16 protein-coding genes and 1 pseudogene are annotated in these 24,519 nt (G+C 70.2%); 5 read left to right on the plus strand and 12 right to left on the minus strand.

Annotated features, from left to right (window positions below; translation table 11 throughout):
- Positions 1-631: 631 nt before the first annotated feature.
- The 4 genes and pseudogenes from ABT296_RS35095 to ABT296_RS38800 all read right to left on the minus strand — a co-directional run.
- Positions 632-925, minus strand: a pseudogene (locus ABT296_RS35095) (integrase core domain-containing protein); the annotation flags it as partial.
- 4 nt (positions 926-929) lie between these two features.
- Positions 930-2,279, minus strand: a complete 1,350-nt coding sequence (locus ABT296_RS35100; protein WP_502977403.1) for an IS30 family transposase — start codon at positions 2,277-2,279, stop codon at positions 930-932.
- 19 nt (positions 2,280-2,298) lie between these two features.
- Positions 2,299-3,021, minus strand: coding sequence for a DDE-type integrase/transposase/recombinase (locus ABT296_RS38795; RefSeq protein WP_502977401.1), 723 nt, complete (start codon positions 3,019-3,021; stop codon positions 2,299-2,301).
- Positions 3,018-3,332 carry a transposase gene (locus ABT296_RS38800; RefSeq protein ID WP_502977402.1) on the minus strand — a complete coding sequence of 105 codons (315 nt, stop codon included), beginning with the start codon at positions 3,330-3,332 and terminating at the stop codon, positions 3,018-3,020. The genes ABT296_RS38795 and ABT296_RS38800 overlap by 4 nt, the downstream gene beginning before the upstream one ends.
- A gap of 118 nt (positions 3,333-3,450) precedes the next feature.
- On the opposite strand from ABT296_RS38800, the gene ABT296_RS35110 reads away from it, so the two are divergent.
- The 3 genes from ABT296_RS35110 to ABT296_RS35120 all read left to right on the plus strand — a co-directional run bounded on the left by ABT296_RS35110 (position 3,451) and on the right by ABT296_RS35120 (position 6,538).
- Positions 3,451-3,951 (plus strand): YdeI/OmpD-associated family protein, encoded by a 501-nt coding sequence (locus ABT296_RS35110; protein ID WP_351933585.1) that lies wholly within the window; start codon positions 3,451-3,453, stop codon positions 3,949-3,951.
- A gap of 518 nt (positions 3,952-4,469) precedes the next feature.
- Positions 4,470-5,714 carry an RNA-guided endonuclease InsQ/TnpB family protein gene (locus tag ABT296_RS35115; RefSeq protein ID WP_351933587.1) on the plus strand — a complete coding sequence of 415 codons (1,245 nt, stop codon included), beginning with the start codon at positions 4,470-4,472 and terminating at the stop codon, positions 5,712-5,714.
- Positions 5,715-5,977: 263 nt separating this feature from the next.
- A complete protein-coding gene (locus ABT296_RS35120) occupies positions 5,978-6,538 on the plus strand; it encodes a dihydrofolate reductase family protein (protein ID WP_351933589.1) in 561 nt (186 codons plus the stop codon).
- A 143-nt stretch (positions 6,539-6,681) separates the two neighbouring features.
- On the opposite strand, the gene ABT296_RS35125 is transcribed toward ABT296_RS35120, so the two are convergent.
- From ABT296_RS35125 to ABT296_RS35135, 3 genes are all read right to left on the minus strand, one after another.
- A complete protein-coding gene (locus ABT296_RS35125; protein WP_351933591.1) occupies positions 6,682-7,995 on the minus strand; it encodes a glycosyltransferase in 1,314 nt (437 codons plus the stop codon).
- A 22-nt stretch (positions 7,996-8,017) separates the two neighbouring features.
- Positions 8,018-9,202, minus strand: coding sequence for a radical SAM protein (locus tag ABT296_RS35130; protein ID WP_351933593.1), 1,185 nt, complete (start codon positions 9,200-9,202; stop codon positions 8,018-8,020).
- Positions 9,203-9,292: 90 nt separating this feature from the next.
- Positions 9,293-9,526 (minus strand): hypothetical protein, encoded by a 234-nt coding sequence (locus ABT296_RS35135; RefSeq protein WP_351933595.1) that lies wholly within the window; start codon positions 9,524-9,526, stop codon positions 9,293-9,295.
- A gap of 378 nt (positions 9,527-9,904) precedes the next feature.
- Between ABT296_RS35135 and ABT296_RS35140 the strand changes: the two genes are divergently transcribed.
- The gene (locus ABT296_RS35140) at positions 9,905-10,732 is read left to right on the plus strand and encodes a trypsin-like serine peptidase (protein WP_351933597.1); all 828 of its coding nucleotides are present in this window, start codon (positions 9,905-9,907) and stop codon (positions 10,730-10,732) included.
- Between the two features lie 457 nt (positions 10,733-11,189).
- Positions 11,190-12,071: a YncE family protein gene (locus ABT296_RS35145; RefSeq protein WP_351933619.1), complete on the plus strand. Its 882-nt coding sequence runs from the start codon at positions 11,190-11,192 to the stop codon at positions 12,069-12,071.
- A 245-nt stretch (positions 12,072-12,316) separates the two neighbouring features.
- Here the strand turns inward: ABT296_RS35145 and fxsT are convergent, their stop codons facing one another.
- The 5 genes from fxsT to ABT296_RS35170 all read right to left on the minus strand — a co-directional run bounded on the left by fxsT (position 12,317) and on the right by ABT296_RS35170 (position 24,464).
- Entirely contained in the window at positions 12,317-15,316 is a 3,000-nt protein-coding gene (gene fxsT / locus ABT296_RS35150) for an FxSxx-COOH system tetratricopeptide repeat protein (RefSeq protein ID WP_351933599.1), read from the minus strand.
- A gap of 150 nt (positions 15,317-15,466) precedes the next feature.
- The gene (locus tag ABT296_RS35155; protein WP_351933601.1) at positions 15,467-16,546 is read right to left on the minus strand and encodes an AAA family ATPase; all 1,080 of its coding nucleotides are present in this window, start codon (positions 16,544-16,546) and stop codon (positions 15,467-15,469) included.
- A 63-nt stretch (positions 16,547-16,609) separates the two neighbouring features.
- Positions 16,610-17,986: an SAV_2336 N-terminal domain-related protein gene (locus tag ABT296_RS35160; protein WP_351933603.1), complete on the minus strand. Its 1,377-nt coding sequence runs from the start codon at positions 17,984-17,986 to the stop codon at positions 16,610-16,612.
- A complete protein-coding gene (locus tag ABT296_RS35165; RefSeq protein ID WP_351933605.1) occupies positions 17,983-19,362 on the minus strand; it encodes a VMAP-C domain-containing protein in 1,380 nt (459 codons plus the stop codon). Before ABT296_RS35165 ends, ABT296_RS35160 begins: the two co-directional genes overlap by 4 nt.
- An 83-nt stretch (positions 19,363-19,445) precedes the next feature.
- Positions 19,446-24,464, minus strand: coding sequence for a hypothetical protein (locus ABT296_RS35170; RefSeq protein WP_351933607.1), 5,019 nt, complete (start codon positions 24,462-24,464; stop codon positions 19,446-19,448).
- Positions 24,465-24,519: the final 55 nt, after the last annotated feature.

Raw genomic sequence — 24,519 nt, forward strand, 5'->3', positions numbered from 1 at the left:
TCGCAAACTGCGCTGCAGCACCACGAGGATCACCACCGTCGTCCGCGCCATCGTCACTCTCGAACTCACCAGCTGATCAAGATGGAAACGGCTCACTGTATTGAAGGACCCTAATCCGCTTCGTCGGGTCGGCCGCCACTGTTCCGGCCATCGATCCTGATCTTTGGCGGGTGCTGCCGTGGGAGCGCGTTCGGCCACCGCTGGTTATCAGTGTCCGACTTCCTTCAGGCAGCGCTGGACGGCGACTTGAAGAGCGTACTTCTGGCTGTCGGGATCGCTGGTCCCTGAGATTCCGGGAGCGGGACGAGTGAGGAACATGGCGGCGGCCATGAGAGGAAGCGCCGCCGCCACTTGCGGACCGTGTCCGCAGTCACCCTGAGCTCCCAGGCGACCGCGACGATTGGCGGCATCTCAGGCCCGGCACGCGCCAGCACGATCCGCGCCCGCAGGGCCAGGGTCTGGGCCGACGTCGCCCGGCCCGTCCACCGCTCCAACTCCGTCCGCTCCTCGGCAGACAGCAGCAACGGCTCCAACTTCGGGCCCCGACGAGGAACTGACGCACCAGCAGCAGAAGTCACACACCAACTACCGGTAACGAGGGGACTGCTGCGTGATCAGGTGACAGCGGGGTTTACGCAGCGAGTGCTGCGGGTGGGGTCATGATGGTCTCGAACTCGATGGGGGTCAATCTGGCCAGGCGTCTTTGGCGTCGGCGCCGGTGGTAGGTGCGTTCGATCCAGGTCACGATCGCGGTCCGCAGTTCCTGCCGGGTGGCCCAGGCCCGGCGGTCCAGGACGTTCTTCTGCAGCAGCGCGAAGAAGCTCTCCATGGCCGCGTTGTCGCCGGCGGCCCCGACCCGGCCCATCGAGCCGACCAGGCCATTGCGGGTCAGAACAGACACGAATTTCCTGGCGCGAAATTGGGTGAGTTCAAGTGGTCGTTGCAACACCGGGCTGTTGTAGGAAGCGTAGCTGTTCCTCGAATACCTCGGCCGGTGTCCGCCAACCGAGTACTTTGCGGGGCCGGTTGTTGATCGCCAGCGCGACGGCTTCGAGGTCCACGGACGACCACCGGGAGAGGTCGGTGCCCTTCGGGAAGTACTGACGCAGTAGCCCGTTCGTGTTCTCGTTCGTCGGTCGTTGCCAGGGCGAGTGCGGATCGGCGAAGAACACCTTCGTCCCGGTATCGAGAGCGAACTGGGCATGGCCGGAGAGTTCCTTCCCGCGGTCCCAGGTGAGGGTTTTGCGCAGTTGCTCGGGCAGTTGCGCCATCGACGTGGTGAGTGCCGCGTTCATCGCGATCGCGCCGTAGCCCCCGAGCGAGGTGCCGTTCTTCACCGGCGGGTTCTCGCCCCAGCCTTCGAGCCGGGGCAGGTGCACGAGAAGCGTGGAGCGGCTGCTGCGCTCGACCAGCGTGCCGATCGCGGAGCGGCCCGTCCCGATGATCAAATCGCCTTCCCAGTGTCCGGGGACCGCGCGGTCGGCTGCCTCGGCAGGGCGTTCGCTGAGGACGACGTCCGCGGTGACATGCCCTTGCGGCTTGTTCTGCGACCGCGCACGGGGAGTCCGTAGTGCCCGGCCGGTACGCAGGCACGTGACCAGCTCCCGCTTGAGCGCACCACGGCCCTCGATGAACAGGGCCTGGTAGATCGCTTCGTGGCTGATGCGCATGGACTCATCATCGGGGAAGTCGAGGCGAAGCCGGCGCGAGATCTGCTCCGGGCTCCATGCCGTCGCCCATCTTCTGTCCTGGCGATGCGGCTTGTTCAGGCCCTTCCACGCGGGCGTCGTGGGCCCGGTGACGATCGTGCCGTCGGGACGGCGGACACTGCCGGCGAGCCGCTCCTGTACGTATTCACGCAACCTGTCATTGCCTGCGATCTTGGCCGCCTTCGGGCGCTTCGCGGCCTGCTGTGCCTTCCACTGCGCGACTGTGGCCCGGTACTCCTGCTTCCCGCTGCGGGTGGCGGCGTTGTGGCGCAACTCGCGTGAGATCGTCCCCGGGTCACGTCCGATCGCGCGGGCGATCTCACGCACACCCTTGTCCCGGGCGCGCAGAATCGCGATCTCCTCGCGTTCCTCGAAGCTCAGGTAGCGGCCGGTGGGCTCGGCCAGAGAGATCGGCGGCATGCCGCCAGCGTGACGGAACCATCGAGAACCGACGGGCACCGACACCCCGACCGCCAGCGATGCCTCAGCCGTCGTGACGCCTGTGGCGATCAGCCGCCAGAACTGCCGCTGCACCACCCGAGACGGATCAGGCCGTCCAGGCGAGCGCATCGCCGGCCTCAGCGCCCGGTCAGCACGCCACTGCCGCCGAAGTTCCGCGGGCGCATCGCCGGTCTTCCTGCTCCAGTCCTCCGTAGCGATCTTGAACACCTCCGAAATCAAGGTGTTGCGACGACCGGTTGAATCCGCCTTGCGATCCGCGATCGGAGTGCACCAAGCATCCGGCCACGTGACCGCGGCGGTCTATCGCGGACTGCAGGGCGTTCACCGCGAGGCGGGACTTCATCCGGGAATCGATGGAATAGCCCACGATGCGGCCGGAGAAGACGTCCTTGACCGCACAGAGATACAACTTGCCTTCTCCGGTGGGGTGTTCGGTGATATCGGTCAGCCACAGCCGGTTCGGCGCCGGGGCGGTGAAGTCCCGCTGCACCTTGTCGTCGTGCACCGGCGGGCCGACCTTGGCATGTTTGCCGCGGCCTTTCCGCTTACCGAACACGCTCCACCAGCCGTTGTCCCGGCAGATCCGCCAGGCGGTCCGCTCCGCCATCTCCTCACCGGCCGCCCGGGCCTCGTCCACCAGGAAGCGGTGGCCGAACTCCGGGTCGTCGCGATGCGCGTCGAACAGGGCGTTGGCCCGGTATGCCTCGGCCAGTTCGGCGTCGGTGACCGGCCTCTTCAGCCACCGGTAGTAGGGCTGGCGGGCCAGCCCCAGCACCCGGCACGTCACCGCCACCGGCACCCGGCAAGGGGCATCCAGTGCGGCCAGCTCACGGACGAGCGGGTACATCATTTTCCCGGCAGGTTCGCCTGCGACAGATACGCCGCGGCCCTCCTGAGGACCTCGTTCTCCTGCTCCAGCAGCCGGATCCGCCTGCGGGCCTCGGCCAACTCGGCCGACTCACTGCGTGAGGCGCCGGAGCCGGGGGCGGTCGGGCTCGGCTCGCCGCGTTCTTCGGCCTCGGCACGGCGGATCCACTTCGTCAACGAGGCCGGGTGGACGCCGAAGTCGCTGGCGATCTGTTCCAGCGTGACGCCGGGCTCGCGGTTGCGCGCGACCCGCACGACGTCCTCGCGGAACTCCTTGGGATAGGGCTTGGGCACTGCGACATCCTTCCAGGCCGCCTCTCAGCAAGCCAGGTCAGGTGTCACCCAACCCTGCAGCAGTCCCAGCAACGGGTACGGTCTTCGGTGTAACTCCCGATCATGGAAGTAGCACCTGATGAGTGACGTGACTGTCTCTGCCGAGGCGGTTGAAGAGGTCCGCCCGGCCGAGTTGCCGACGGATCTGCTGGATGACCAGTTGATTGGGCAACTGGTCGACCGGGCCCGCGCGAGCGGCCTGCAGTTGACCGGCGATGGCGGGCTGCTGCAGCAGCTGACCAAGCGCGTGCTGGAGTCCGCCCTCGAAGGCGAAATCACCGACCACCTCGGTTACGAGAAGCACGATCCGGCCGGTGCCGGCAGCGGCAACAGCCGCAACGGGGCCCGGTCCAAGACCGTGCTGACCGACGTCGGCCCGGTTCAGATCACGGTGCCGGACGACCTCGCGGCGGCCCTGACCGCCAACTCGGCCGCGGCGGAGTTCTTCGAGACGTTGGACCGGCAGAACCGCTTCGCGATCCTGTACCGCATCCAGGACGCCAAGAAGGCCGAGACCCGGGCGCGCCGGATCGAGAAGTACGTGGCGATGCTAACGAAGGGCGAGAAGCTGCACCCGTAGTCACGGAAAACGGGGGCATGGCATCCTCGTGGTAGGCCCTCCCGGCACCATCGCCACGATGGCCGATCTGTGGTACCCCAGTCGGGCAGGTGAGCCGATGCCCTGCGGTCGACGAGGCCGGGTCGGTCTGGGCTGGCCCGCATGAAGGTAGTGACGGGGTTCGCCGGTAATCTTCGACCTCGATCGCCGAATTCCACGACCGGCTGCGTGAGCGGATCCGCGAGACGGTGGGCCCGGGTGCCCGGCCGAGCGCGCCGTCTGCGATGTTTGGTCGGTGACGGCAACCGGTTGGCGGGGCCAGCGCTCATGTCTCGTCAGAGCCCGTTGTGGGCTTGTCCGTCGGGCGGTGTGTGCCGTTGAGGCCCTGGCGGGCAATGATCAGTTCATTGTGTCTCCTTTGTGGATACCGCGGCCTTTGGGTCGGGGAGGAAGCGAAGCTCCTGCGGAGCAGGGCAGGGAGGGCTGTTGCGCCCGCCGGGCGGAACAGCGTTGTCAGTGGCGGCCGCTAGGTTGCTCCTATGCATCTGCGGTACTCCTTCCGGATCGAGCCGACGCCGGGTCAGCGCATCGCGCTGGCCCGTACGTTCGGCTGTGCCCGGGTGGTCTACAACGATGCGCTGGCGGCGAGGAAGGCCGCTTACCGGGCGGACGGGTCGCGGATCGCGACGGGTGCTCTGGCGAAGCAGGTGATCACCGACGCGAAGCGGACACCGGAGCGGGCCTGGCTGACCGAGGTGTCGGTCGACGCCCTGCAGTCCGCCCTTCGCGATCTCGATACGGCATACGCGAACTTTTTCTCCTCGCTGTCGGGCAAACGGCGAGGACGCCGTGTGGGACTGCCGGCGTTCAAGTCGAAGAAGGACAATCGGCAGGCCGTCCGCTTCTCCAGAAACGGATTCCGCCTGCGCGGCAACGGCCGCCTATATCTGGCGAAGATCGGGGAGGTGCGGGTCCGCTGGTCCCGCAAACTGCCCTCCATCCCGTCGTCGGTGACGGTGGTCAGGGATGCTGCGGGCCGCTACTTCGCGAGTTTCGTGGTGGACGTCGAACCCGAACCGCTGCCTGTGGTGGAGGCGGAGGTGGGCATCGACCTGGGCCTGACGCACTACGCCGTGCTGTCGGATGGGCAGGTGATCGACAATCCCCGCTTCCTGCGGCAGGCCGAGCGCCGGCTACGGAAAGCGCAGCAGATGCTGAGCCGGAAGACAAAGGGGTCGAGGAACCGGGCGAAGGCCCGGCTGAAGGTCGCCCGTGCGCATGCGCGGGTGGCTGATGCGCGCAGGGACTGGTGCCACCAGCAGGCTTGGAGGCTGATCCGCGACAACCAAGCGGTCTACCTCGAGGACCTGTCGGTCTCCGGCCTGGCCCGCACCCGCCTGGCCAAGTCCGTGCACGACGCCGCGTGGGGCATGTTCCGCCGGGTGCTTGAGGAGAAGGCGGCCCGCTACGGCCGGCACCTCGGTGTCGTCTCCCGCTGGCTGCCGTCCTCCCAGACCTGCTCGGTCTGCTGGATGGTGGACGGGAGGAAGCCGCTGCACGTACGCGTCTGGCGGTGCGAGGGCTGCGGGACTGAGCATGATCGTGACCTCAATGCGTCGCGTGTGATCCTCGCCGCCGGGCAGGCGGAGAGGCTGAACGCCCCTGGAGGGCCGGTCAGTCCCGGAGTGGAAACCCCACACCGGGCACGGCCCGTTGAACGGGGAACCCACCCGAAGGCCCCGCCGGATACCACCGGCAGCCAGGCGGGATTCCCCGTCCTTTAGGACGGGGAGGATGTCAAGTTCAACCCGAAGGCGTCACCTCACCGGAGGAGATCAAGGCTGGCATCGAGTGGAAGTACCTCAACCCGGATCGCACCGAGTTCGAGGACAAGCGCGCCTCGGCGAACGACGTCCCTATCGGTTTCCCGCTGGACCGGCTGTTCACCGGCGCCGCAGGCTACGGTGCTGGTCGCCGGGCATTGTCACAGCCGCGGGCTAGTGTGCTGCGGGACGTACACGTGGCCCCGACCTGGGAGAAGCCTCGCATGGCCAAGTTGATCTACATGTTCAATGTGTCCCTCGACGGCTACATCGCCGACGCGGACGGCAATTTCGACTGGGCGGTACCGGACGAGGAGTACTACTCCTTCATCAACGACGTGCTGCGGCCGGTCGGGACCTACCTGTACGGGCGCCGGCTTTTCGACATGATGGCTGTCTGGGAGACCGACCCGTCCATCGCGGGTCAGTCGCCCGGGGCGCGGGAGTTCGCGGAGATCTGGCAGGCGGCCGACAAGGTCGTGTACTCCAGCACGCTGGAGTCGGCCCCCACCACCCGGACCCGGATCGAACGGGACTTCGACCTCGAGGCGGTTCGGCGGCTGAAGGCATCGTCCGAACGCGACCTCACCGTCGGCGGGGCCGCCCTCGCCGCCCACGCGATCGCCGCAGGACTGGTGGACGAGTACCACCTGTTCGTCGGCCCTGCCGTGATGGGCGGCGGCAAGCCCTTCCTCCCCGACGGGGCCCGGCTCCGCTTGGAGCTCCTGGAGGAACGCCGGCTCACCAACGGAGTGGTCTACCTCCGCTACCGCACCCGGTCGTAAGCACCCGATGGCGATGCGCACGTGGGCCGGGTGCAGCGAGCGCAGGTAGCGGCAGAACTCCAGGACCTTGGATCTGTTCGGGGGACGCTCCCAGCGCCGGAATCTCCGTTGCCGCCCTGGCCTGCCACAAGGCAGGTGAACGCCTACGGCTGATCTACCGGCCCATCGTCCACGCGGACCACAAGACGGTCGGGCGTCGAAGCTTCGTCCGGACGGACTGTCGCGACCTTCTGGTCGCCGTCGCCGCCCACCAGCAATTCGGCAGACCGACGGGCGTGCCTTCGCAGAGGTCCTGGCTGCTCGTTGTGCTCTGTTCCGTGCCGCGCGGCTCGTTCGACGTGATCGGCGGCCTGGTGTGCTCCCCCTGCCGCGAGCAGGCTGGCGGCGAGGCCGTTGGCGGCCCGGCGGATCGAGTTGTCGCCCAGCACTTCCAGGAGGAGGTCGGGGGTTGCTCCTTCCGGCAGTCGGCGGGCGACGCCTGCGCGGATGCAGGCTGCGGCGAGCAGCGGTTGTTCGGATCCTGCCGGGGCGACGAGCAGGGGGCGGCCGTGGGTGAGTGCGGTGAGTACCGGCGCCGAGGTGGCGCTGGTGATGACGAGGTCGGCGTGTTTGACGAGGGGTGCCATCCATGGCAGTCGGACGGTCGTGAGGGCGGCCTGCGGGTGCGGGGCGGGTGGGCCGGAGCGGCCGAGTTCGACGACGGCTCGCAACGGCCCTTCGGTGAAGGCGGAGTTGAGCCGGGGCCACAGCCCGGTGCCCCCGAAGGTCCGTCCGAGGTGGACGTAGGCAAACGGCTTGCGGTCGCCGGATGGGGTGTGGAGCAGTCGGCCGAGTTCCTCGGGATCGGGGTCCGGCTCCCACAGGCAGGGGCCGACGTGGTGCACACCGGGCGGCAGACGGGCGCCGGGATGTTCCAGGAGGGGGTCGCCGCGCAGGAGGAAGCGGGTGCCGAGGAGGGCGCGTGCGGCGGCAGGATCGGGCAGTGGCGTGAATCCGGCCTCTTCCCTGAGCGCGTTGTAGAAGCCGATGGTCTCGTGCAGGCGCCACTGTCTTCGTGCGGGGCGTTCCTGTTCGCCTTCGCCGCCTGCGGCGTAGGGCCACAGATGCGCGGCGAGTCCGAGAACGACGACCGGTAGGTCGAGGGTCTCGGCGGCCAGGAGTGCTCCATGGCCCAGCACCGAGGTGAGCAGGGCGTCGGGCTGCTGCAGGCGTGCTTCGGCGAGGATCGTCCGGTACTGGTCCGTCTGGTGTCTGAACCAGCAGGTTACGGACAGCGGGCCCGTCCCGTCGTCGTCCTCGACCGCGGTCAGGGGGAGGCCGGCCGCGGCTGCGGTGGCACCGGCGCCGTGCCGGGCGAGGAGGGTGACGTGGTGTCCGCGTCGGTGCAGCTCGCGCCCTACGGCGATGGCCGGGTACAGGTAGCCGGGGTCACTGAGCGGGCAGAGCAGCACTTTCACGGTCTCGGCTCCTGAGGGCTGTTCAGAGCCGGCCGGTGGCGTGGAGGTGGTCGAGGAGCGCCCCGTCGACCGTGTCCTGGAGTTCGTCCATGGCGAGCGTGTCCGGTTGGTCGTACTCGTAGCCGCAGGAGACCCATCTGTTCGATGCCGAGTCGAGGTCGCTGTATCCGGTGTCGACGGTGCCGACTTCGAAGCCGGGTTTGCCGGCCGACTGCCAGCAGCTGAACAGTGTTCCGTCGGCGTTCACAACTGACCCGTACCGGCCGCCGGGCTCGGTGCAGATCTGGCAGGTGGTCCGCATGCTGGGGCGTACGACGTGGTAGCCGGCCTCGAGGGCGGCGATGCTCCAGGCGGCGAAGCGGTTGCCGACCTCGCTGATGGGCCGCAGGTCGTTGCCGTAGCCGAAGCCGGCGTCCCCGACCCAGGCGAATGAGAAGGTGCAGCGGGACGGGTCGATACGTCCTTCGAGCTGGGAGAAGATCTCGCCGATCCGGTCGAAGGTGTGGTGCGAGACATTGATGCGAAGGCTCCAGCGAAGGCGGGTCACCTCACTCGCTCGGGCGATGTTGTCCACGATGGTGTCGAACGTGGGGGCACCGGAGTGCTTGACGCGGATGCGGTCGTGGTCCTCACGGCTCCCGTCGAAGGTGACCTGGATGCCACTGAGGCCGGCCTTCTCCAGGTCGCGGGAGAGCGTCGGCGTGAGCAGGACCCCGTTGGTGGTCATGTGCGCGGAGCACAGGTTCAGGGCACCTGCGCGTCGCAGCATCCTGAGGCAGCCGTCGGGGTTGAGGAGCGGCTCGCCGCCGAAGAGGAGCAGGGACAGCTTTTTCGAGTCGCTCCGGGCCATGCGGTCGGCGGTGAACGTGATGATGCGCTCGATGGTGTCCGCGTTCAGACGTCGGCGGTCGATGCGCGCGGGGCGGTTGCCGCCGGTTGTGTCGAGATCGGTGTTCTGGAAGCAGTAGGCGCAGCCCAGGTTGCAGGCGGTGGTGGTCAGGACGGTGAGGGAGAACGAGGTGGGGGTGCGTGGGCGGTAGGCGCCCCGGTCGCGCAGATAGGCATCGACGGCAGGGCTGACGGTCCCGTCGGGGCGGACGTGGTCCGGTTGGATGAGCGTCCACGTCTGGTTTCCGACGAACCACCAGCCGTGCCGGCTCTTGATCAGTCGTGGGGCGTCGACGTCGTCCACGCGCGTGCCGAGCATGCAAAGGCTCCCGGGTTTCGTATGAGGCTCTTTCCGGCCCGGGACGAACGCTCGCGCCGCGTCCCGGGCCGGCCTTGTGGGGTCAGACGGCTACTCGGCGGCGATGTAGATTCCGCACTTGTCCACCGGGTCACCGGAGGCGGCCGTGGCGGAGCCCGTGCCGGTGCTTCCGGCGTGCGCGATGACGCCCTCGGGCGCTTCATCCGCCGCCAGGTTGATGCCGCACTTCGTCGGGTCGCTCCCGCCACCGCCGTCGGCGGACTCGGGGGCCTCTTCGGATTCGGCCTTGATGTAGATTCCGCACTTGCCGGGTTCGTCACCCATGGGAATACCTCCTTCTTGTCGCACACCACGGAACCGACCGCTATTCGGTCGGGCCGGTGTCAAGAAGACCGTAATCCTCCCCGCTTCCTTGGCCCATCAGAACAGGCCCGTACGCGCATTTCGTGCACCGAACGGAGGAAATGGGAAAATGGTTTGACCTGCAGCGTCTCACCCGAATGGTCGCGAACCGGTGACCGGTTGCGATGCCCGAGAAATTTGCGATGCTGGCAGGGAAACCTTTCCGCTCTGTTCTGGCAGAGGAAAAAAATGGACGTGCTATCCGACCCGCATACAGCCGTTTCCAATCAGCCCGAACCCGATTTCGTGCCGGCCAAATCTGCGACCCTCCGGTCGGAGCCGTCGGAGGGCGAGCCAGGCGTGCCCGCGCGCACGAACGTCGACGGCGTGGAGGATGTGCCGGGATTCCAGCGCCTGGACACCAGCCGCATCGTCCGTGACGCGTGGCGGGCGCCGTCGGCGGTGTTGCCGGACATCGCCACGGCGTCGTTCGGTCCACCACCGTCCACGGCGGAGTCCGCGATGGGGCCGGACGACCGGGTGCGCATCACCGACACCACCGCCTACCCGTGGCGGGCGCATGCCTCGCTCCTGATCACGGCCGCGGACGGCGCCCTCTACTACGGGACAGGCTGGTTCATCGGACCGCACACCCTTGCCACCGCAGGCCATGTCGTGTGCATCAAGAACAGTGGCGTCCCTGGCCGCGACGGCTGGGTCCGCAGCATTCGCGTCATGCCGGGCCGCGACGGGGAGAGCCTGCCCTACGGCTTCGCAACCAGCACCGTCTTCCGGTCGACCGAAGCCTGGACCAAGCACGGGGACCGAAACTACGACTACGGCGCCATCATCCTGCCCACCGATCTGGGCAAGGTCACCGGCTGGCTGGGCTTCGCCGTGTTCCCCGACGCGGACCTGCTCGCAGGGACCGGCGAGATCTCCGGCTATCCCGCGGACAAGCCGCCCGGAACCCAGTGGTACGGCAGCCGAGAGATCAGCTCAGTCTCCCCCACGAAGGTGTACTACAAGATCGACACCATGGGCGGCCAGAGCGGCAGTGCCGTCTACCACGCCACGCAGGGCACCCGCTACGGCGTCGCGGTGCACGCGTACGGCGGTGCGACCGCCAACTCCGGCACGAGGATCACCCAGCCCGTGTACGACAACCTGCTGGCGTGGTGTGACTGAGGTGGCGGCCGGCTGCTGAACCTGTGGCTGCCGGTCGTCCACGATCCACAGGGCCGCCCGCTTCGGAGGGCCGGCCGTTGCGTGGCGGGACCAGGAGCACCGTGTCGCGGCCATTCGGGACCGCGGTCCGGTTCGCGGACGGGCCGAGCACCGATGCCGCCGCCATTCCCGCGTGCGCCGGGCCTCCTTCACCCCGCCACCACGCTTCCTGCGCGTGTGTGACACGCGACCGTCAGACGGCCACACCCCTCGTCCGGGGGTGTCACGCGCCAGTACGGGCGGACGCGGCCGAGTCGCACGCCATCCGGAATTCCACCAGACTGAAGAGCAGGACCATGACGCACTGCGCGGCCCGCGTCCGCCGATTCCACTGGTGCGGCGCTGCCGTCTCCTGTCTGCGCTGTGTGCGAACGGCGCACAATCATCCGCCCATGAACCGGAGTTGGGAGATGCCGTGATGGCCACCGAACACGACAGGCGGGACCGTCTGGCAGCCGAACGTGGCGACACGCCGCTGGTCCGCCTTCTGGATGCGGCCCGCGACCGAGGCCTGCAGGTGACCCGCACGCCGAACACAACCACACCCCCGGCCCCCGTCACGGTCACGACCATCAGGGTCGGGGAGAGCCCGCACAGTGTGGCCGTGAGCCCGGACGGATCCCGGCTCTACGTGAGCGACTTCAAGGCCGACTCCGTGGTGGTGGTCGATCTCTCCGATGAGGAGATCGTGGACACGATCGCGGTCGACGGCGGCCCCTACGGCACGGCAGTTGCCCCGGACGGAACCCGGCTGCACGTCGCGGTCCCCGACACGGAACTCCTGCTGAAGGTCGAGTTGCCGGACGACGTCTCCGCAAGCCATTTCGGTCATGCTCCGTACGGGGTGGCGGCCGGCCCCGACGGCCGGCGCGTCTATCTGGCGCTGGCGCTGGAGGACCGGGTATGGGTCACCGACCAGTTCGCCATGAGCGACTTCGCCACCGTCCACGGCCTCGACTTCCCCGTCGGCGTAGCGGTGAGCCCCGACGAGAACTACCTCTACGTGACCCACTACTTCTCCGACCAGGTGGCCGTCGTCGACCTCGAGCGCACCACGGTGATCTCGACGATCCCGGTCTCGGACGGGCCGTACGGGGTGGCGGTGAGCCGGGACGGTGCCCGCCTGTACGTGGCCCACTTCCCGTTCGACACCGTTTCGGTGATCGACACCGCGCGGGGCGAGGTGGTCGACACGATGCCTGTCGGTGGCGGTCCCCGCGGCGTGGCGGTGAGCCCGGACGGAACCCGCCTCTATGTGACCAACTTCTTCGCCGGCACTGTGTCGGTGATCAGGCTGTAGCACCTGGTCGGCCGGCCTGGGGCAGGACACGGGGGTAGCTCAGGTCCGCCACATCGGTGGTGGCCGACCTGTCAGGCGGCACGGATCGTGCCACTCGCGAGTGCTCCGCCGCCCCTCCCGTGCTGTCGTCGTTCGCATCCGGATCCAAATCTCCCGAACCAGGTGTCGTCGCACTCCTGGCCGGTGTGCTCGTGGAACTCCTTGACAGTGGTAGTCCGGCCCCGTCGGCCCGGACCAAGCCCTGCCTAGGGGCTGCCGGTGCCGTGCACCTCGTGGGACAGCCGCCGCCCGTCCTCCGTCGCGCCGTTCGAGGCGAGCCAGTCCAACTGGGCGCGCACGGTGGCCCGTACCGACTCCTCCGTGGCCGCCGCGGCTCCTGAGGCGATCAGGTGGTCGGTCAGGTGCGCGCCCGGCGGCTGGGCGGCCAGCAGTCGCCAGGCGGTACGGCGTACGTCGTCGCGCTCGGCCGGGGACATGCCGCGGGTCACCGCGACGCCCACCAGCCGGTGGACCTGGATGGTGTTGGCGCGATGGTCGATCCGCGCGAGGCTGTACCGGTTCAGTGACCTGATCGCCCGACTCAGCCGGAGGGGGTCGGTCACGGGGACCGCGTCCGGAGCGGAATGCTCGCCGTTGACGGCAGCGAACATGCTTCGGGGCAGGGGCACCGACGCGAGTTGGGAGCAGACCTGGAGGATGCGCAGTGCCAGCGGCGACTCCTCACGGAGCCGGGCCAGCGCGATGTTCCAGGCAGCGGCCACTGGCAGGTCGTAGTGCCGTGGGGGGTCCACGGAGAGCAACTCATCCTGCTTCTCCTGGAACAGGCGGAGGTATTCGCCCACCGGCATGCCGGTCTCGAGCATCCAGACGGACGCCTGCTCCAGTGCGAGCGGCAGGTCGCCGAGGGTATCCGCTACGAGATCGGCGTGATCGGGACTCATGTGCTCGTTACGTCGCAGCAGTAGCTGACGGCTCTCCTGCCGGGAGAACACATCAACCCGCATCACCCGTGCGGCATGGGCCCATTGGGCATGGCGTGAGGTGATCAGAACTCGCCCCGGGCCGCCCAGCGGGAAGAAGGGCTCCACGTCCTCCACCGCCTCGGCGTTGTCGAAGACAAGCAGCCATCGCTGCCACAGGTCCCCGGCCCGCAGCGCTTCCAGAACCGCGGGCACCGCCTCGTTCACCGGGGCCTCGGAGGAGAGCCGCAGGCCGAGAAGAGGGGCGATCTGCTGAAAGGCGGCCGCGACAAGTGACGGCTGCCCCGCGGGTATCCAGCAGACGACGTCGTAGGCGTGGCTGTGCCGGTACACGTACTCGATCGCGAGCTGCGACTTGCCGATGCCGCCCATCCCGAGCAACGCGTCGACCGCCGTCATCGGTCCATCGGGCATCAACCGCTCTTCGAGCGTCTTGAGTTCTCGTACGCGACCGGAGAAGTGCACGTTCCGTGGCGGCACGCCGTACCAGATGCTGGAGGGGCGATACGACCGCACGCCGGCCGGCGGAGCGCTCGCGGACAGTGTCACGGCCTTCGCAGTGGCCACGATCTCTTCGGGCGCGGGCTGTGGGACTTCCGACGCGTCGGGCACCGGGCGAAGGCCGGTGACCGCGGGCGGTCCCGACACCGCACGCAGCACCGTGGTCGACAGCGTCATGTGCGCACGATTGGCCTCGGTCACTGCGGGCGATGTCGCGTCCTCGCCTCGGAACACCCGTAGTTGATACTCCAGGAACTCGTGCTGCACTCCGTCGCCGACGATCGGGAGCGCCCTTTGCAGGGTATGGAACGTGTCCGCGCGATTGCCGTACGCGAGCAGCTCTTCACGGACGCCGGGATCGAACGCGAAGCCGCCCTCGGCTCCTGTGGGCTCCATGAGCAACAGCTTGGAGGCGAGGAGTTCGCCGAGGTGTTCCAGTTCGAACCCCGGGTCCAGCAGGAGAGGCAGTTGGTGCACGACGGCCTCTGACAGGGGCAGCGCGGCCAGCCGGACGGCCCCGTCGAACGCGGTTCGCGACAGACCGGAACGCGCTCGGCGGACGGTGTGCTCGGCACTCGGGGCGGCCGGCCGTGCCGCCGCCCCGGGTTCGTCGGAAGTACTGTCGACGTCGAGCATCACAGGCAGCTTCAGCGGCTCGGACGTGCGCCGCCCGGCCGCCAACCGCGACCACTGACCGAGGAAGCCGGGGCGGAGGCCCAGGACGGGCACCAGTGGCTGCGGCAGCCTTTCCGTGTCCCATCCCTCCTCGTCGAAAGCCAACTCGTCGAGGATGTCGTCGTCCTGCCGCCCGGATACGAGAAGTCCGGTGTTACCCGGCCCCGGCGCTGCCAGGCGCAGCGGTACGGACCGGGCCGTGATCCCCGAGAACGGCCATGCTCGCTCGGGCAGCAGATGCACGACCGCGGTCGTGTGCGTACGCGCCAGGTCGCGCAGCAGCGCAGGGGCCGTCCCCGTTCGCCAGGCGGCGCCGACGCCGTCGGTGAGGACCAGGACGACGCCGCGCCGGCCCGGGCCCCCCAGGGAGCGGGGCGAGACCTCGTCGGACCGGTTGCGCAGCAGGGGCAGGCGGCCGTCGGTACCGGTCGTGGTGTCGAGCCTGAGCGTCCGTACGGTCGCGAACGCGTCAATGCGCGCCAGTAGTTCGGCGAATTCTGCGCCGGTCCTGGTCCACATGCGCATCGTCGGGCTCTCGTCGACGATCAGCGTCGCCTCGTCCCAGGGGCGGCTGCGCGTCCGCCGGAACACGGGCAGCCAGAAGTCGTCCTCGGCGGCCCGCCGGGCGGTGGCCGCCTCGTCGAAGAGGCGATTGCGGCTGACGGCGGCGTGGTTCCGCAGCGGCCGTAGCGCGCGGGCGAGGGCCAAGGGGTCGGAGAGGGCGGGCAGGGTGTGGGTGCGGGGCCGTCCACCGAGCGCGGGGGCGTCCTTCGTGGAGTGTGCGGCCGACCGTTGCTGCCGGGGCGTGTCGCTCTCCGCGTCGAGGTGGCCGGGCCCGCCGACGGCCGGGGCCGAACCATCGGGCAGCCGCGCCTCACCTTCGGCGTCCGACGGCGGGGGGACATGGTCGGCGGGTGGTGACGGCCTTGATTCCGGGGAGTCGGGGCGGACGTCCGTCGAGCGCGCACGGAGGTCGGGCGGGCCGTCCAGCGCGCCGCCCCGTCGGCTGATCACGCTCGCCAGCCACACCGCCTCGGCGATCTCCATGGCCGTCAGATCGCCGGAGGGCTCGGGCCGTTGCTGCGTCATCGCTCGTGTCCCCCCGTCCTGGGTCCTGTCCGTCCTCGCTCCGGTCCCGGCTTGCTCCGTCGGGATCGTCCAACAGCACCGCCACGTCCCACATCACCAGCGGCACCCCGGCCGACGGTGCCGGTCCGGGTCGGCAGCCCCGTTCGCGGGTCAGTAGTCGGACAGTCGCCGCCACACGGCGGCCATCAGCCTGTCCCACTCCTCGCCCTGCGCGGGGTGGTCCCCGGAGGTCATCAGGTGCACGGCGTTGAGGAGTTGATCGGCGGCCAACCCGCCCGACCTGGAGCTTCGTTCGTGGAACTGCGCGATGACGTCACGGGCCCTTTCCGCCACCTCGGCCGAGAAGTGCGCGGCCACCATCGCCGCCAACTCCTCGACGCCGGGCTGCGGTATGTCCAGACGCAGACACCGGCGCAGGAAGGCCGCGGGGAACTCCCGCTCCCCGTTGCTCGTGATGACCACGATCGGAAAGGCCCGGCAGCGCACGCGCCCGCCGTGCACGGAGACCCTGGCATCGGGGTCGTCGGTGTGCACCTCCACCAACGGCGAACTGGCCTCGGACCGCACTAGTTCGGGTATCTCGAACGCTCCCTCCTCCAACACGCTCAGCAGATCGTTCGGCAGATCGATGTCGCTCTTGTCGAGTTCGTCGACGAGCAGGACGCGGGGCCGTTCGTACGGCAACAGAGCGGTGCCCAGAGGGCCCAGGCTGAGGAAGTCACCGACCGAGGGCGCCTCTGCCGCACCGTCGGAGACCACCGGGCCGCCCCCGACACCGATCATGGCCCGCCAGGTCGCCGTGGCCTGCACGCGGCCGATGGCGTCGTAGGAGTAGAGCCCGTCCTGGAGCGAGGTACGGCTGGTGACGGGCCAGTACAGGACCCGTCCCAGGCCCAGCTCATGGGCGATCCGGTACGGCAGTGTGGACTTGCCGGAACCGGGCCGTCCCGTGACCAGCAGGGGGCGCCGCAGGCACAACGCCGCGTTGATGACGTCCAGTTGCGCCTTGTCGGTCGGCGCCGTCGGCGAGTACGTCCCGAGGCGTCGTTGGATCTCGTCCGCGTCCTGGGGCGGGCGGGGCTGTGCGGGACCGCCGTGGAACGTGCGCCACGGGGGAGGGGGCGGGAGGTCGTCGATCCCGGCCGGCCGGGGCACGCCCGTGCCCCGGTAGATCCCCCACGCCGGGTCGGACGGACTCGCGGCCCCGTAGTCGGAGACATCAGTGGTCACGCGGTTCCCCCTCTCGCCGGCCGGGGTGCGGCCGGACGGTGCTGTGCACGTGTGGTGCGGTGCTCACGTCGTGTGTCCATCCTGGCGAAGATTCGCTCCACGATCGGCGGAACCGCCGTATTCGTCGGTGGACTGCGACACCCTGGCCCGCCAGGCCGCGGAGGGCGCCGTCCCGAACACGGCGCCCAGGACCGCCGCGCGGACCCGGTGGAACGCCGCCGACTCCGGCGTGACCGGCTCGACGACCTCCTGGGTGGGACGCGTCGACAGGTTGTCCCACCCCCGCAGCCAGACGACTCCGAGGTCCCGGTCCAGGAAACGCACGGCGTCCTCGAAGAGCCGGACGGTGTCGGCGCGAGTGGCCGCGGAGAGCAACAACTCCCTCACGCCGTCCGGGAAGTCGAAGGTGACCCGGTCGTGTCGGCGTATCGACTCCCGGCCCACCACCGGTACCAGAAGCCCGGCGATGATCAGCTCCGAGAGCAGGTGCGGCGCGGAACCGGGAATCAGCCGGGACTGCACGCGGTGCATCACTGGCAGATTCAGTGGTACGGCGGCCAGGGCTCTGGCCAGTCGCAGCGCCCACTCCGTGCCCGCGTTCTCGAACACGGCGAGCAGGCCGGCGGCCGACGCGGGGCCGTCCTGCGGCGCGGCGGGAGCCGTGTCCGCCGGGTCGCGGGGGACCAGTACGGCCGGGAGCCGTATCCAGCCGTTCGCACCCCCGGTCAGGAAATCGGCCCACTGCTTGAGATGGTCCTCGCGCAGCGCGAGAACGGGCACCGGGAACACCCCCGCCCGGGTCTCCTCCCAGCCGGTCAGACGGGAAGGCGCCCCGCCGGCGCCCGTGCGCAGCAGGGTGAAGGGCTCGGGCCGGATCCCCGTGCTCGGCCACAGCCGATCGTGCACGAGATGGATCACTGCGACGGAGTGGTCCTGGCCGAGGGCGTGCAGGGAACGGTCCAGGGCCCCGAGCTGCCAGGCGGCGGCGATGCCGTCGGTCAGGACCAGGAGCGGGCCGGGCGGGACGCGCTCGGGAGCGACTGCCGAGGGCCGCGCTCCGTGGCTGTCGAACTCGACGACCCGTTCCTGACGGCACAACCCCAGCCGGATGAGCAGCTCGACCAGGCCCCGCACGACCGGTTGCCAGACCTCCATGGACAACGCGTTGTCCACCGCGACCGTCATCTCCCAACGGCCCGCCGCTCCAGCACCCCGGTGATGGCGCTCCTCGGCCAGGAACGCCTGGTCTTCGACCGTGTCCGAGGGGGTGCCGTCCAGCAGTGCGTGCAACGCCCGCATGATCTGCCGTTCGCTGAGCGGGCCCACGGCCGGCGCGCCGGGGCGCGGCCACGGCGGGCGCTCCAGCGCGCGGACCATCACCCAGGAACGCGCGGCCGGCCCCTCGGCGTCGTCGGGTGCCGTCCCGGCCTCCCCGCTCACAGTCCGCTCCACACCGGCTGGCGGTAGGGGTCGTCCCAGAGCAGGACCAGTCGTTCGCCCGCCGGGGACCGCCGGCGCAGGGCGAGGAGCCGGTCGGGCAGGTCGGCCAGCCGGCCCGGCGCCAGCAACTCCTCGGCCGCGGCACGGAAGTCCGGGCGGGAACAGTCCTCGATGTCCCAGAGCAGGAAGGGGATGCCGAGTTGGAGGGCGGTGCGGGCCTCCCGTTGGCCGTGGAGGCTTCCGGCCCCCGGCGGCGTGCTCAGTACGCATCCCACGAGCCCGGCGTCCGAGGCCAGCGCCCCGTGGAGGGGGTGTCCCTCTCCGCTGTCGTCCGGGCGGTTCCAGCGCACCGATGAGGTGGCCTCAGAGGCGTTGAGCCGATCCCAACGGTCCATCCATTGCCGGTGCGACCCCCGGTTGCGCAGCCGTTCCAGACTGCGCACGACCACCGGCCGGTCGCGCATGCCGATCCCGGTGACGTCGTCGCCCCGCATGAGGGCGGCAGGAAGATTCAGCAGCGCCAGCGGCAGGATGAGTTCGACGGCGGTGAGCGCTTGCGGCGCGGCGGCGGCCCGCACCTCGTCCGCGATCACGGCCGCCACCGCGGAGGCGACCTCGCCGGTGGTGACCGACTGCTCGTCGCCTGGTACGAGGTCGTGACCGGACCCCACCCACCGCGACAGCGTGTACCGGTCGGACTCCAGCAGATCGGGGGCCAGTTGCACCATCAGCAGCCGCTCCGCGCGTGTTCCCTCCGTCCGGTGCGCCGTGCGCCGGGCGTCGGCCAGCTCCTCCTCCAGCGACCAGGCCCGCGCCCAACTGTCCAGCCAGGAAACGAGGAGACCGGTCCCCTGTGCGCCGTGCGTGCGAAGGAACTGGTCGTCCTCGGAGAGCAGCAGCAGGAACTCGGCGGCGGGCGGCAGACCGGACGCCGGCACGTTCAGGCCCAGGAGATACAGGAACGCCGACCATGCCGTTTCGCAGTGACCGGGCAGTCCGTCGATTCGGCCCCCGGCGGCCTGTCGGCCCAGAGCCGGGAGCGCGGGCGACCGCAGGTCGCCGAGGAGAGCGCGCAAGGCACTCCAGTCGGCGCCGGGAAGCAGCTCCAACGCCTGCCACTCATCGGCGAGTTGAGCCAGTGCGCGGGCCGTCCTGGGGCTTCCCGCCGTGGCGGTCACCGCCTGCTCCAGCGTCCGCAGGCCGAACGGTTCGCTCAGGCAGGTGTCGACGACAGCCCGCAGCGCCTGGGGCCCCGACACGTCCCCGCCGACCGGCAGAGGCCGTTGCAGGGACTGCTCCACGTCGTCCAGCCAGACGTGTGTGGTGCGGACGATGGAGGGATCGGCCGCGAGCAGCTCCAGCAGCGTCGCGCGCACCCGCGTGGTGTCGGACAGGGGTGGCCGTGTCGGCCCCTCCCGCCGAGGGCCGTCACCCTGTCGGGGAAGGCCGGGCCGTTCGCTCATCGCGGCTCCCCAAGGTCCGGCATCGAGGGCATCGGCACCGTGGGTGGTGTCGCCGGCATCGGATCATGGACGTAGCTCCCGAGCCGCTGCCCCAGCGCGGCCACGAGGGTGGACAGGACCTCCCGCACCTCCGGGTCGGTCACCCTCCCCGCCATCAGGCGCTGGCCGATCCACCGGGCCACGCTTGCGTGATCGGTCGGCGTGTCGGTGGGGTACGGCACCGGCAGCCAGTCCAGTACGACGTTCGCGGCGGCCTCGTGCAGCACCGGGTCGCCCGGTACGAGCCCGATCAGCAGCGGCCGCCAGACACCGAGCAGCCCGAGTCCCACCAACCGCGCCCGTTCCAGGCTGGGGTGACCGTCCACGACGTCCAGGCGCTGAAGCCATGCCTGGGCCTCACGCATGGCGCGCTGGTCCTGGTTCTCCGCCGCGAGCCGCCCGAACCAGCCGACGGCGGTCACGGCATGGGCGGACAGGGCCACTTCGAGAACGCCGTGCCCGGAGTGCACGTAACGCACCGGTGTGGCGGCGGCCGTCGTCGAGCCCGCGACGGCCTCGACGAACCCCGATGCTCCCCGCAGCCCCGCGTACGACAGGGCCAGCACCCGCCGCAGCAGGTCCTCGGGCTCGCCGAACTCCTCGGCTTCGTGGGGGAGCCGGCTCAGCAGTCGCCGACGTGCGTCGGGCGAGAGCGTCAGTCCGTCCGGTCGTCCGCCGGCCGTGAGCAGGAAGTCGATCGCGCCCATGTAGCCGAGGGCTTCCTCCAGGCTGTCGTCGTCGGGTCGCTCGAGCAACTCGGTGAGGACGTCGTCGTCGATCTCGGACTCGTAGAAGGTCCGGGCCCAGGAGCCGTGCATGGCCTGCCGCACCCCGTGCCGTGCCAGCTCGTGGGCGGTGGTGTGCGCCAGTCGGACCCGGCGCTGACGGGAATGGCGGCCGACCGCGGTGACCAGGGCGGCCAGTACGTCCAGCCGATCGGGCCCCGGCGCGGAGGTGATCCGGTGGAGGATTCGCTGTGCGAGGAAGAGAGATCCCGGGCCGAGGCCGCCGATGGCGGTGGCGGCCGCCAGCAGCCGTCGGTTGGACGACTCGGCTGAGATCAGCCCCAGCAGATCCCAGGGCGGCCCCGACGGATCGGACAGCATCCGGTGCGCGGCGGCCACCGCCGACAGTTCGTCGCCCTCGGCGAAGACCCGCAATGCCTCCGACCGCGTCTTGTCCTCCGAGAGGAGTAGGGAGGCTGCGGAATCCTCGGGGTCGGCGGCCAGCCGGGCGCGGGCCGGACCGTTCAGCAACCCCGACCAGTCGGGGAGATCGGCGAGGCCGGGCAGGAAACGGTGCTCCAGCAGCAGGTCCAGCATCGACGGATCGGATGACTGCCCGAGTAGGGCGAGCAGTTCGGCCCGCTCCCGCACCAGCGCGGCGCTCTCGGCGGCGACCGAGGTGCCGTCCGCCTCGGCGTCGGCAGCACGCAGCCGCTTGACGCAGGCGGCCTCGCGACGGGCCTGCTGACGTGGTGTCAGGGCGATGTCCAGGGCGGCCAGGGCCGCGCACGCCTCCCGGACGAGTGGCCAGGGCGCCTCGGACTCAACACGCTCGCCCGCGTACCCGCTGAGGGAGATCAGCCTCGCGCGTCCGATCGCCCGCAGCGCGGCCACCCTCACCTCGATCGGCGCGGGATTCGGTGCGCCGAGGACGGCGTCCACGGCCTGCCGTAGCGCGGCGAGATCGGCGGAACCGCGGTCGCCGTCGCGTCGGGCGGCCGCGGCGTCACGGCTCAGCGGATCGGTCATGGCCCGCAGGGCGGCGACCCGGCCGCCCGCCGGGTGGTCGGGCCCGGCGGCGACGTCGGCCAGGACCGACCAGGAGGGCTCCCGACGCAGCACGGCCAGCGCGGTGGCCGCTCGCTGCCAGGCGGTGCGCCCCGCGCCGGGGTCCTCGAGCGTCTCCTTACGGCGTGCGACGAAGTCCCGGATCAGGTCGGGCGGCGGGGCCAGGCAGTGACGCAGGAGCCAGGCGCCGTAGCGCGGATCCGCCGAGGCCGCCGTCTCCAGGAGTCGGACGACGCCGGCCCGGTCGTTCGACGGGAGGCCGACCAGCATGCGGGCCGCCTCCTGCCATTCGAAGCGCAGGATCCTGCGCAACAGCCCGTCCAGGTCCGTGTCCGCCGACCGGGCCAGCGCCCGCGCCGCGAAGTAGCTCCGGAACAACTCGTGGAAGAAGCCGACCGATCCGTGCTCCTCGGTGAGGAACTCGGAGGAGGTCATCTCGTCGAGCACTTCTCGCCAGTGAGGGTGTACCTGTGCGAGGCGAGGGCCGAGCAGGCTCAGCGGGACGCGGGCGAGGTTGCCGCGCTCCGTCAGATGCTCGCCGACGGCTTCCAGCAGCGGCAGCTTGTCCTCGAGGCCGTACCGGAAGCGGCTGTCGGCGGTGTCGTCCTCATGGTGCCGTTCGGTCAGGTACCAGGTGGTGAAGGCGGCGAACAGCTCACCGACGGAGCGCGGCGGCGGGTCGAGGGAGGTCTGCGCTTCGACGGCCATCCACAGGAACAGGGGAGTGCCCATCAGCCGGCGCAGGCCGGCCGGCGCACCTGCTCCGCCGTCCGTGTCGGCGTCGCCCTCGTCGTCGAACAGCAGGCCGGCGAGCCGCCCGCCCGTATAGCTGCGGGCCTGTTCACGGGTGACCGGATGCAGAACCACCGTCGGCAGCCGCAGGATCTCGGCCGGTGCCGCGTGGTAGGCCGAGGTGCGATGACAGACGCTCAACCGAACGGCGGGATGGTCGGCGCGCAGCCGCTCCAGCCACAGGGACACGGTCGTCCTGGCCTGCTCGGACACCTCGTCCAGACCGTCGACCAGCACATGGACCCCGTCGAGCGCGAGGAGCGCCCCATAGGCTGCGGCGTCCGCCGGGTCCGCGCCGGGGCAGGTGAGGGCCAGCAGCTCGTCGTGCCGGAGGGCGGGGCGCCATGTGCGGGCGATATCGGCCGCCGACAGCAACAGCGGCATACGTACGGCGAGTTGGAGTTGCGTGTCCTCACCGGTGACGGCGCGGGCGTATCCGTACTCCAGCTCACGCAGCACGGTCGACTTGCCGGCCCCCGCGCTGCCCACGAGGACGGCCGCCTGCTCCTCGGCCAGCAGGCGCAGCGCGTCGCCCTCCCTCGTGCCGCCCCCGGTGGAGGCCCGCAGGGCGATGTACGGCGACCGTCCGGGCCGCAGCTTGTGCAGCCGACGTTCGACGGCGGCGCCGCACAGGGCGCGCACGGCCCTCTGCCGGGCCTGTTGGAGGGCGGCGGCGAGCGGGTCGGGGGTGCCCGCGCGGCTGTCGGCGAGGGCCGCGACCAGATCCAGCAGCAGCGCCCTTTCGTCGCTCCTCTCGGGATCGAGCCGCGGCAGCAACCACGCCGCCGCAGACCGCAGTTCGGCGGTCGGCCACAAGCTGAAGGTCCCTTGCTTCCCGCCCTCTCCGTCATCCCCCAGAGACTCACCGGCCACGCCCGCGGCCACCAGTGCCGCGCCCGCGCTGAAGCGGTCGTGGGCCTCGGCCGGCCACTTCAGGGTCCGGCAGGCCGCCAAGGTGAGCTGGGTCATGTACTCCCGCCACCAGGGGAGGCGCCCCTGTTCCGGGTAGATGTCACGGGCGGTCGCCCGTAACTGCCACAACAGCCGGAAGGCGGCCACGAACTGCGCGGACTCGCCGTCCAGCGGCCACACATCGGCTCCGCTGCCCCCCAGCGGATCGTCCGACGAGGGCCCGAGCCGACAGCGGACCGTCAACGCCCTTTGAAGCCGCACGAGTTCACCCCAGTCGAGCTTCGGAGTGACGACATTGCGCAGCAGGTTCATCTCCAGCCAGGCCGGATCACCCATCTGCGGCTGCCGGTCGGCGGCACGCGCGTGGTCGATCAGGTAGGGCTGGTCGTCGGCCACCAGGACGTTGCGCGGATTGAGGTCGCCATGGGCCGGCGAGGAGACCCAGCCCTCCACCGGATCACCGAGGACGGACCGCAGCCGGGCGAACGGATGCCCGAACGCGCGACCATCCAGTCGGGCAACGGATTTCTCGAGGACGAGAGCATCCCCGAGCACCTCATGGCAGAGCCGCCCGTACCGTTCGGTGCGGGTGGCCACCACCGTGGCGTACAACAGCCGACCACCGTTCGCCGCGCCCCCATGGTGCGGCGGCTCGCCCCCGGGGCCGGGGCACACCTCGATACAGGTGTCCGACGAGGGACGGGCCAACAGCCTGCCGTCGTCGTCGGCCGCGATCGAGGAGACCTCCACGGCGATCCGTCCCCCGGCGCGGAACCGCGGATCGCGCGTGTCGTCGTCGGCGGCGCAGGAGGCGGCGATCAGATCCGCCGGATAGACCCGTACCGCCCGGGCTCCGTCGTCGCCGGCCTCCACCAGCAGATCCGGGCCGAGGGTGGGATTGAGCCAGCGCAGCGAGATCCGGGTGTCGTGGGCCCATGCGTGGTAGAGGGTGCCACCGAGCTGCCGCAGCAGCCGTCGCAAGGCCGTCAGGGCGCTGTGCAGTGCCTCGCCGGAGCCCTCCAAGGCCTGCTCGGCGAGCTGCTCCAGCGTCACCAGGGGCCGACCGGGCTCTCCGATCCGCTGGCTGACGTGCTGGTACACGACGACCTCACGGTCGCCGGGCAGCGGCTCGTCCGCACCGAGCACGGTCACGCTCACCGCGCTGACGGACGTGCGGTAGGGAGTCTCCAGAGGCGCCATGTACTCCTGGTACGCCGTCCATTCGGCGCGCGCCGCCGCCGCGTCCTGGAGCTTCGCCACATGCCACTCCGTGACCTCCGGCGCCCCGCGCTGTACCCGTACCTCCAGTACCTGTGCCCCGCTGCGGCCACCGGCGATCAGCCGGACGACCTCCACCCTGTGCACGGGTGGTGCGAGACGCCCCGGTCCCACGCCCACGGCGAGCCTGCTGAGGACCCACTCGATCTCGGCCCGCTCGCCGTCGTCCACCCCGCAGCCGGGCATGAAGCGCACTTCCACCTCTCGCCCCCCAGCACGCTCGCGTGCCGGTAGTCTCGCATCGAAAGCACTCGTG

Origin of the sequence: Streptomyces sp. NPDC000983, assembly GCF_040299205.1 — a bacterium.
In the GTDB taxonomy this organism is placed as follows: Bacteria; Actinomycetota; Actinomycetes; order Streptomycetales; family Streptomycetaceae; genus Streptomyces.

Coding starts and splice junctions, on each gene's coding strand:
- fxsT (WP_351933599.1), bottom strand. CDS start 15,316: ATGACGCAGCAACGGCCCGAGCCCTCCGGCGATCTGACGGCCATGGAG.
- ABT296_RS38795 (WP_502977401.1), bottom strand. CDS start 3,021: ATGATGTACCCGCTCGTCCGTGAGCTGGCCGCACTGGATGCCCCTTGC.
- ABT296_RS35135 (WP_351933595.1), bottom strand. CDS start 9,526: ATGGGTGACGAACCCGGCAAGTGCGGAATCTACATCAAGGCCGAATCC.
- ABT296_RS35120 (WP_351933589.1), top strand. CDS start 5,978: ATGGCCAAGTTGATCTACATGTTCAATGTGTCCCTCGACGGCTACATC.
- ABT296_RS35130 (WP_351933593.1), bottom strand. CDS start 9,202: ATGCTCGGCACGCGCGTGGACGACGTCGACGCCCCACGACTGATCAAG.
- ABT296_RS35115 (WP_351933587.1), top strand. CDS start 4,470: ATGCATCTGCGGTACTCCTTCCGGATCGAGCCGACGCCGGGTCAGCGC.
- ABT296_RS35110 (WP_351933585.1), top strand. CDS start 3,451: ATGAGTGACGTGACTGTCTCTGCCGAGGCGGTTGAAGAGGTCCGCCCG.
- ABT296_RS35100 (WP_502977403.1), bottom strand. CDS start 2,279: ATGCGCTCGCCTGGACGGCCTGATCCGTCTCGGGTGGTGCAGCGGCAG.
- ABT296_RS35145 (WP_351933619.1), top strand. CDS start 11,190: ATGGCCACCGAACACGACAGGCGGGACCGTCTGGCAGCCGAACGTGGC.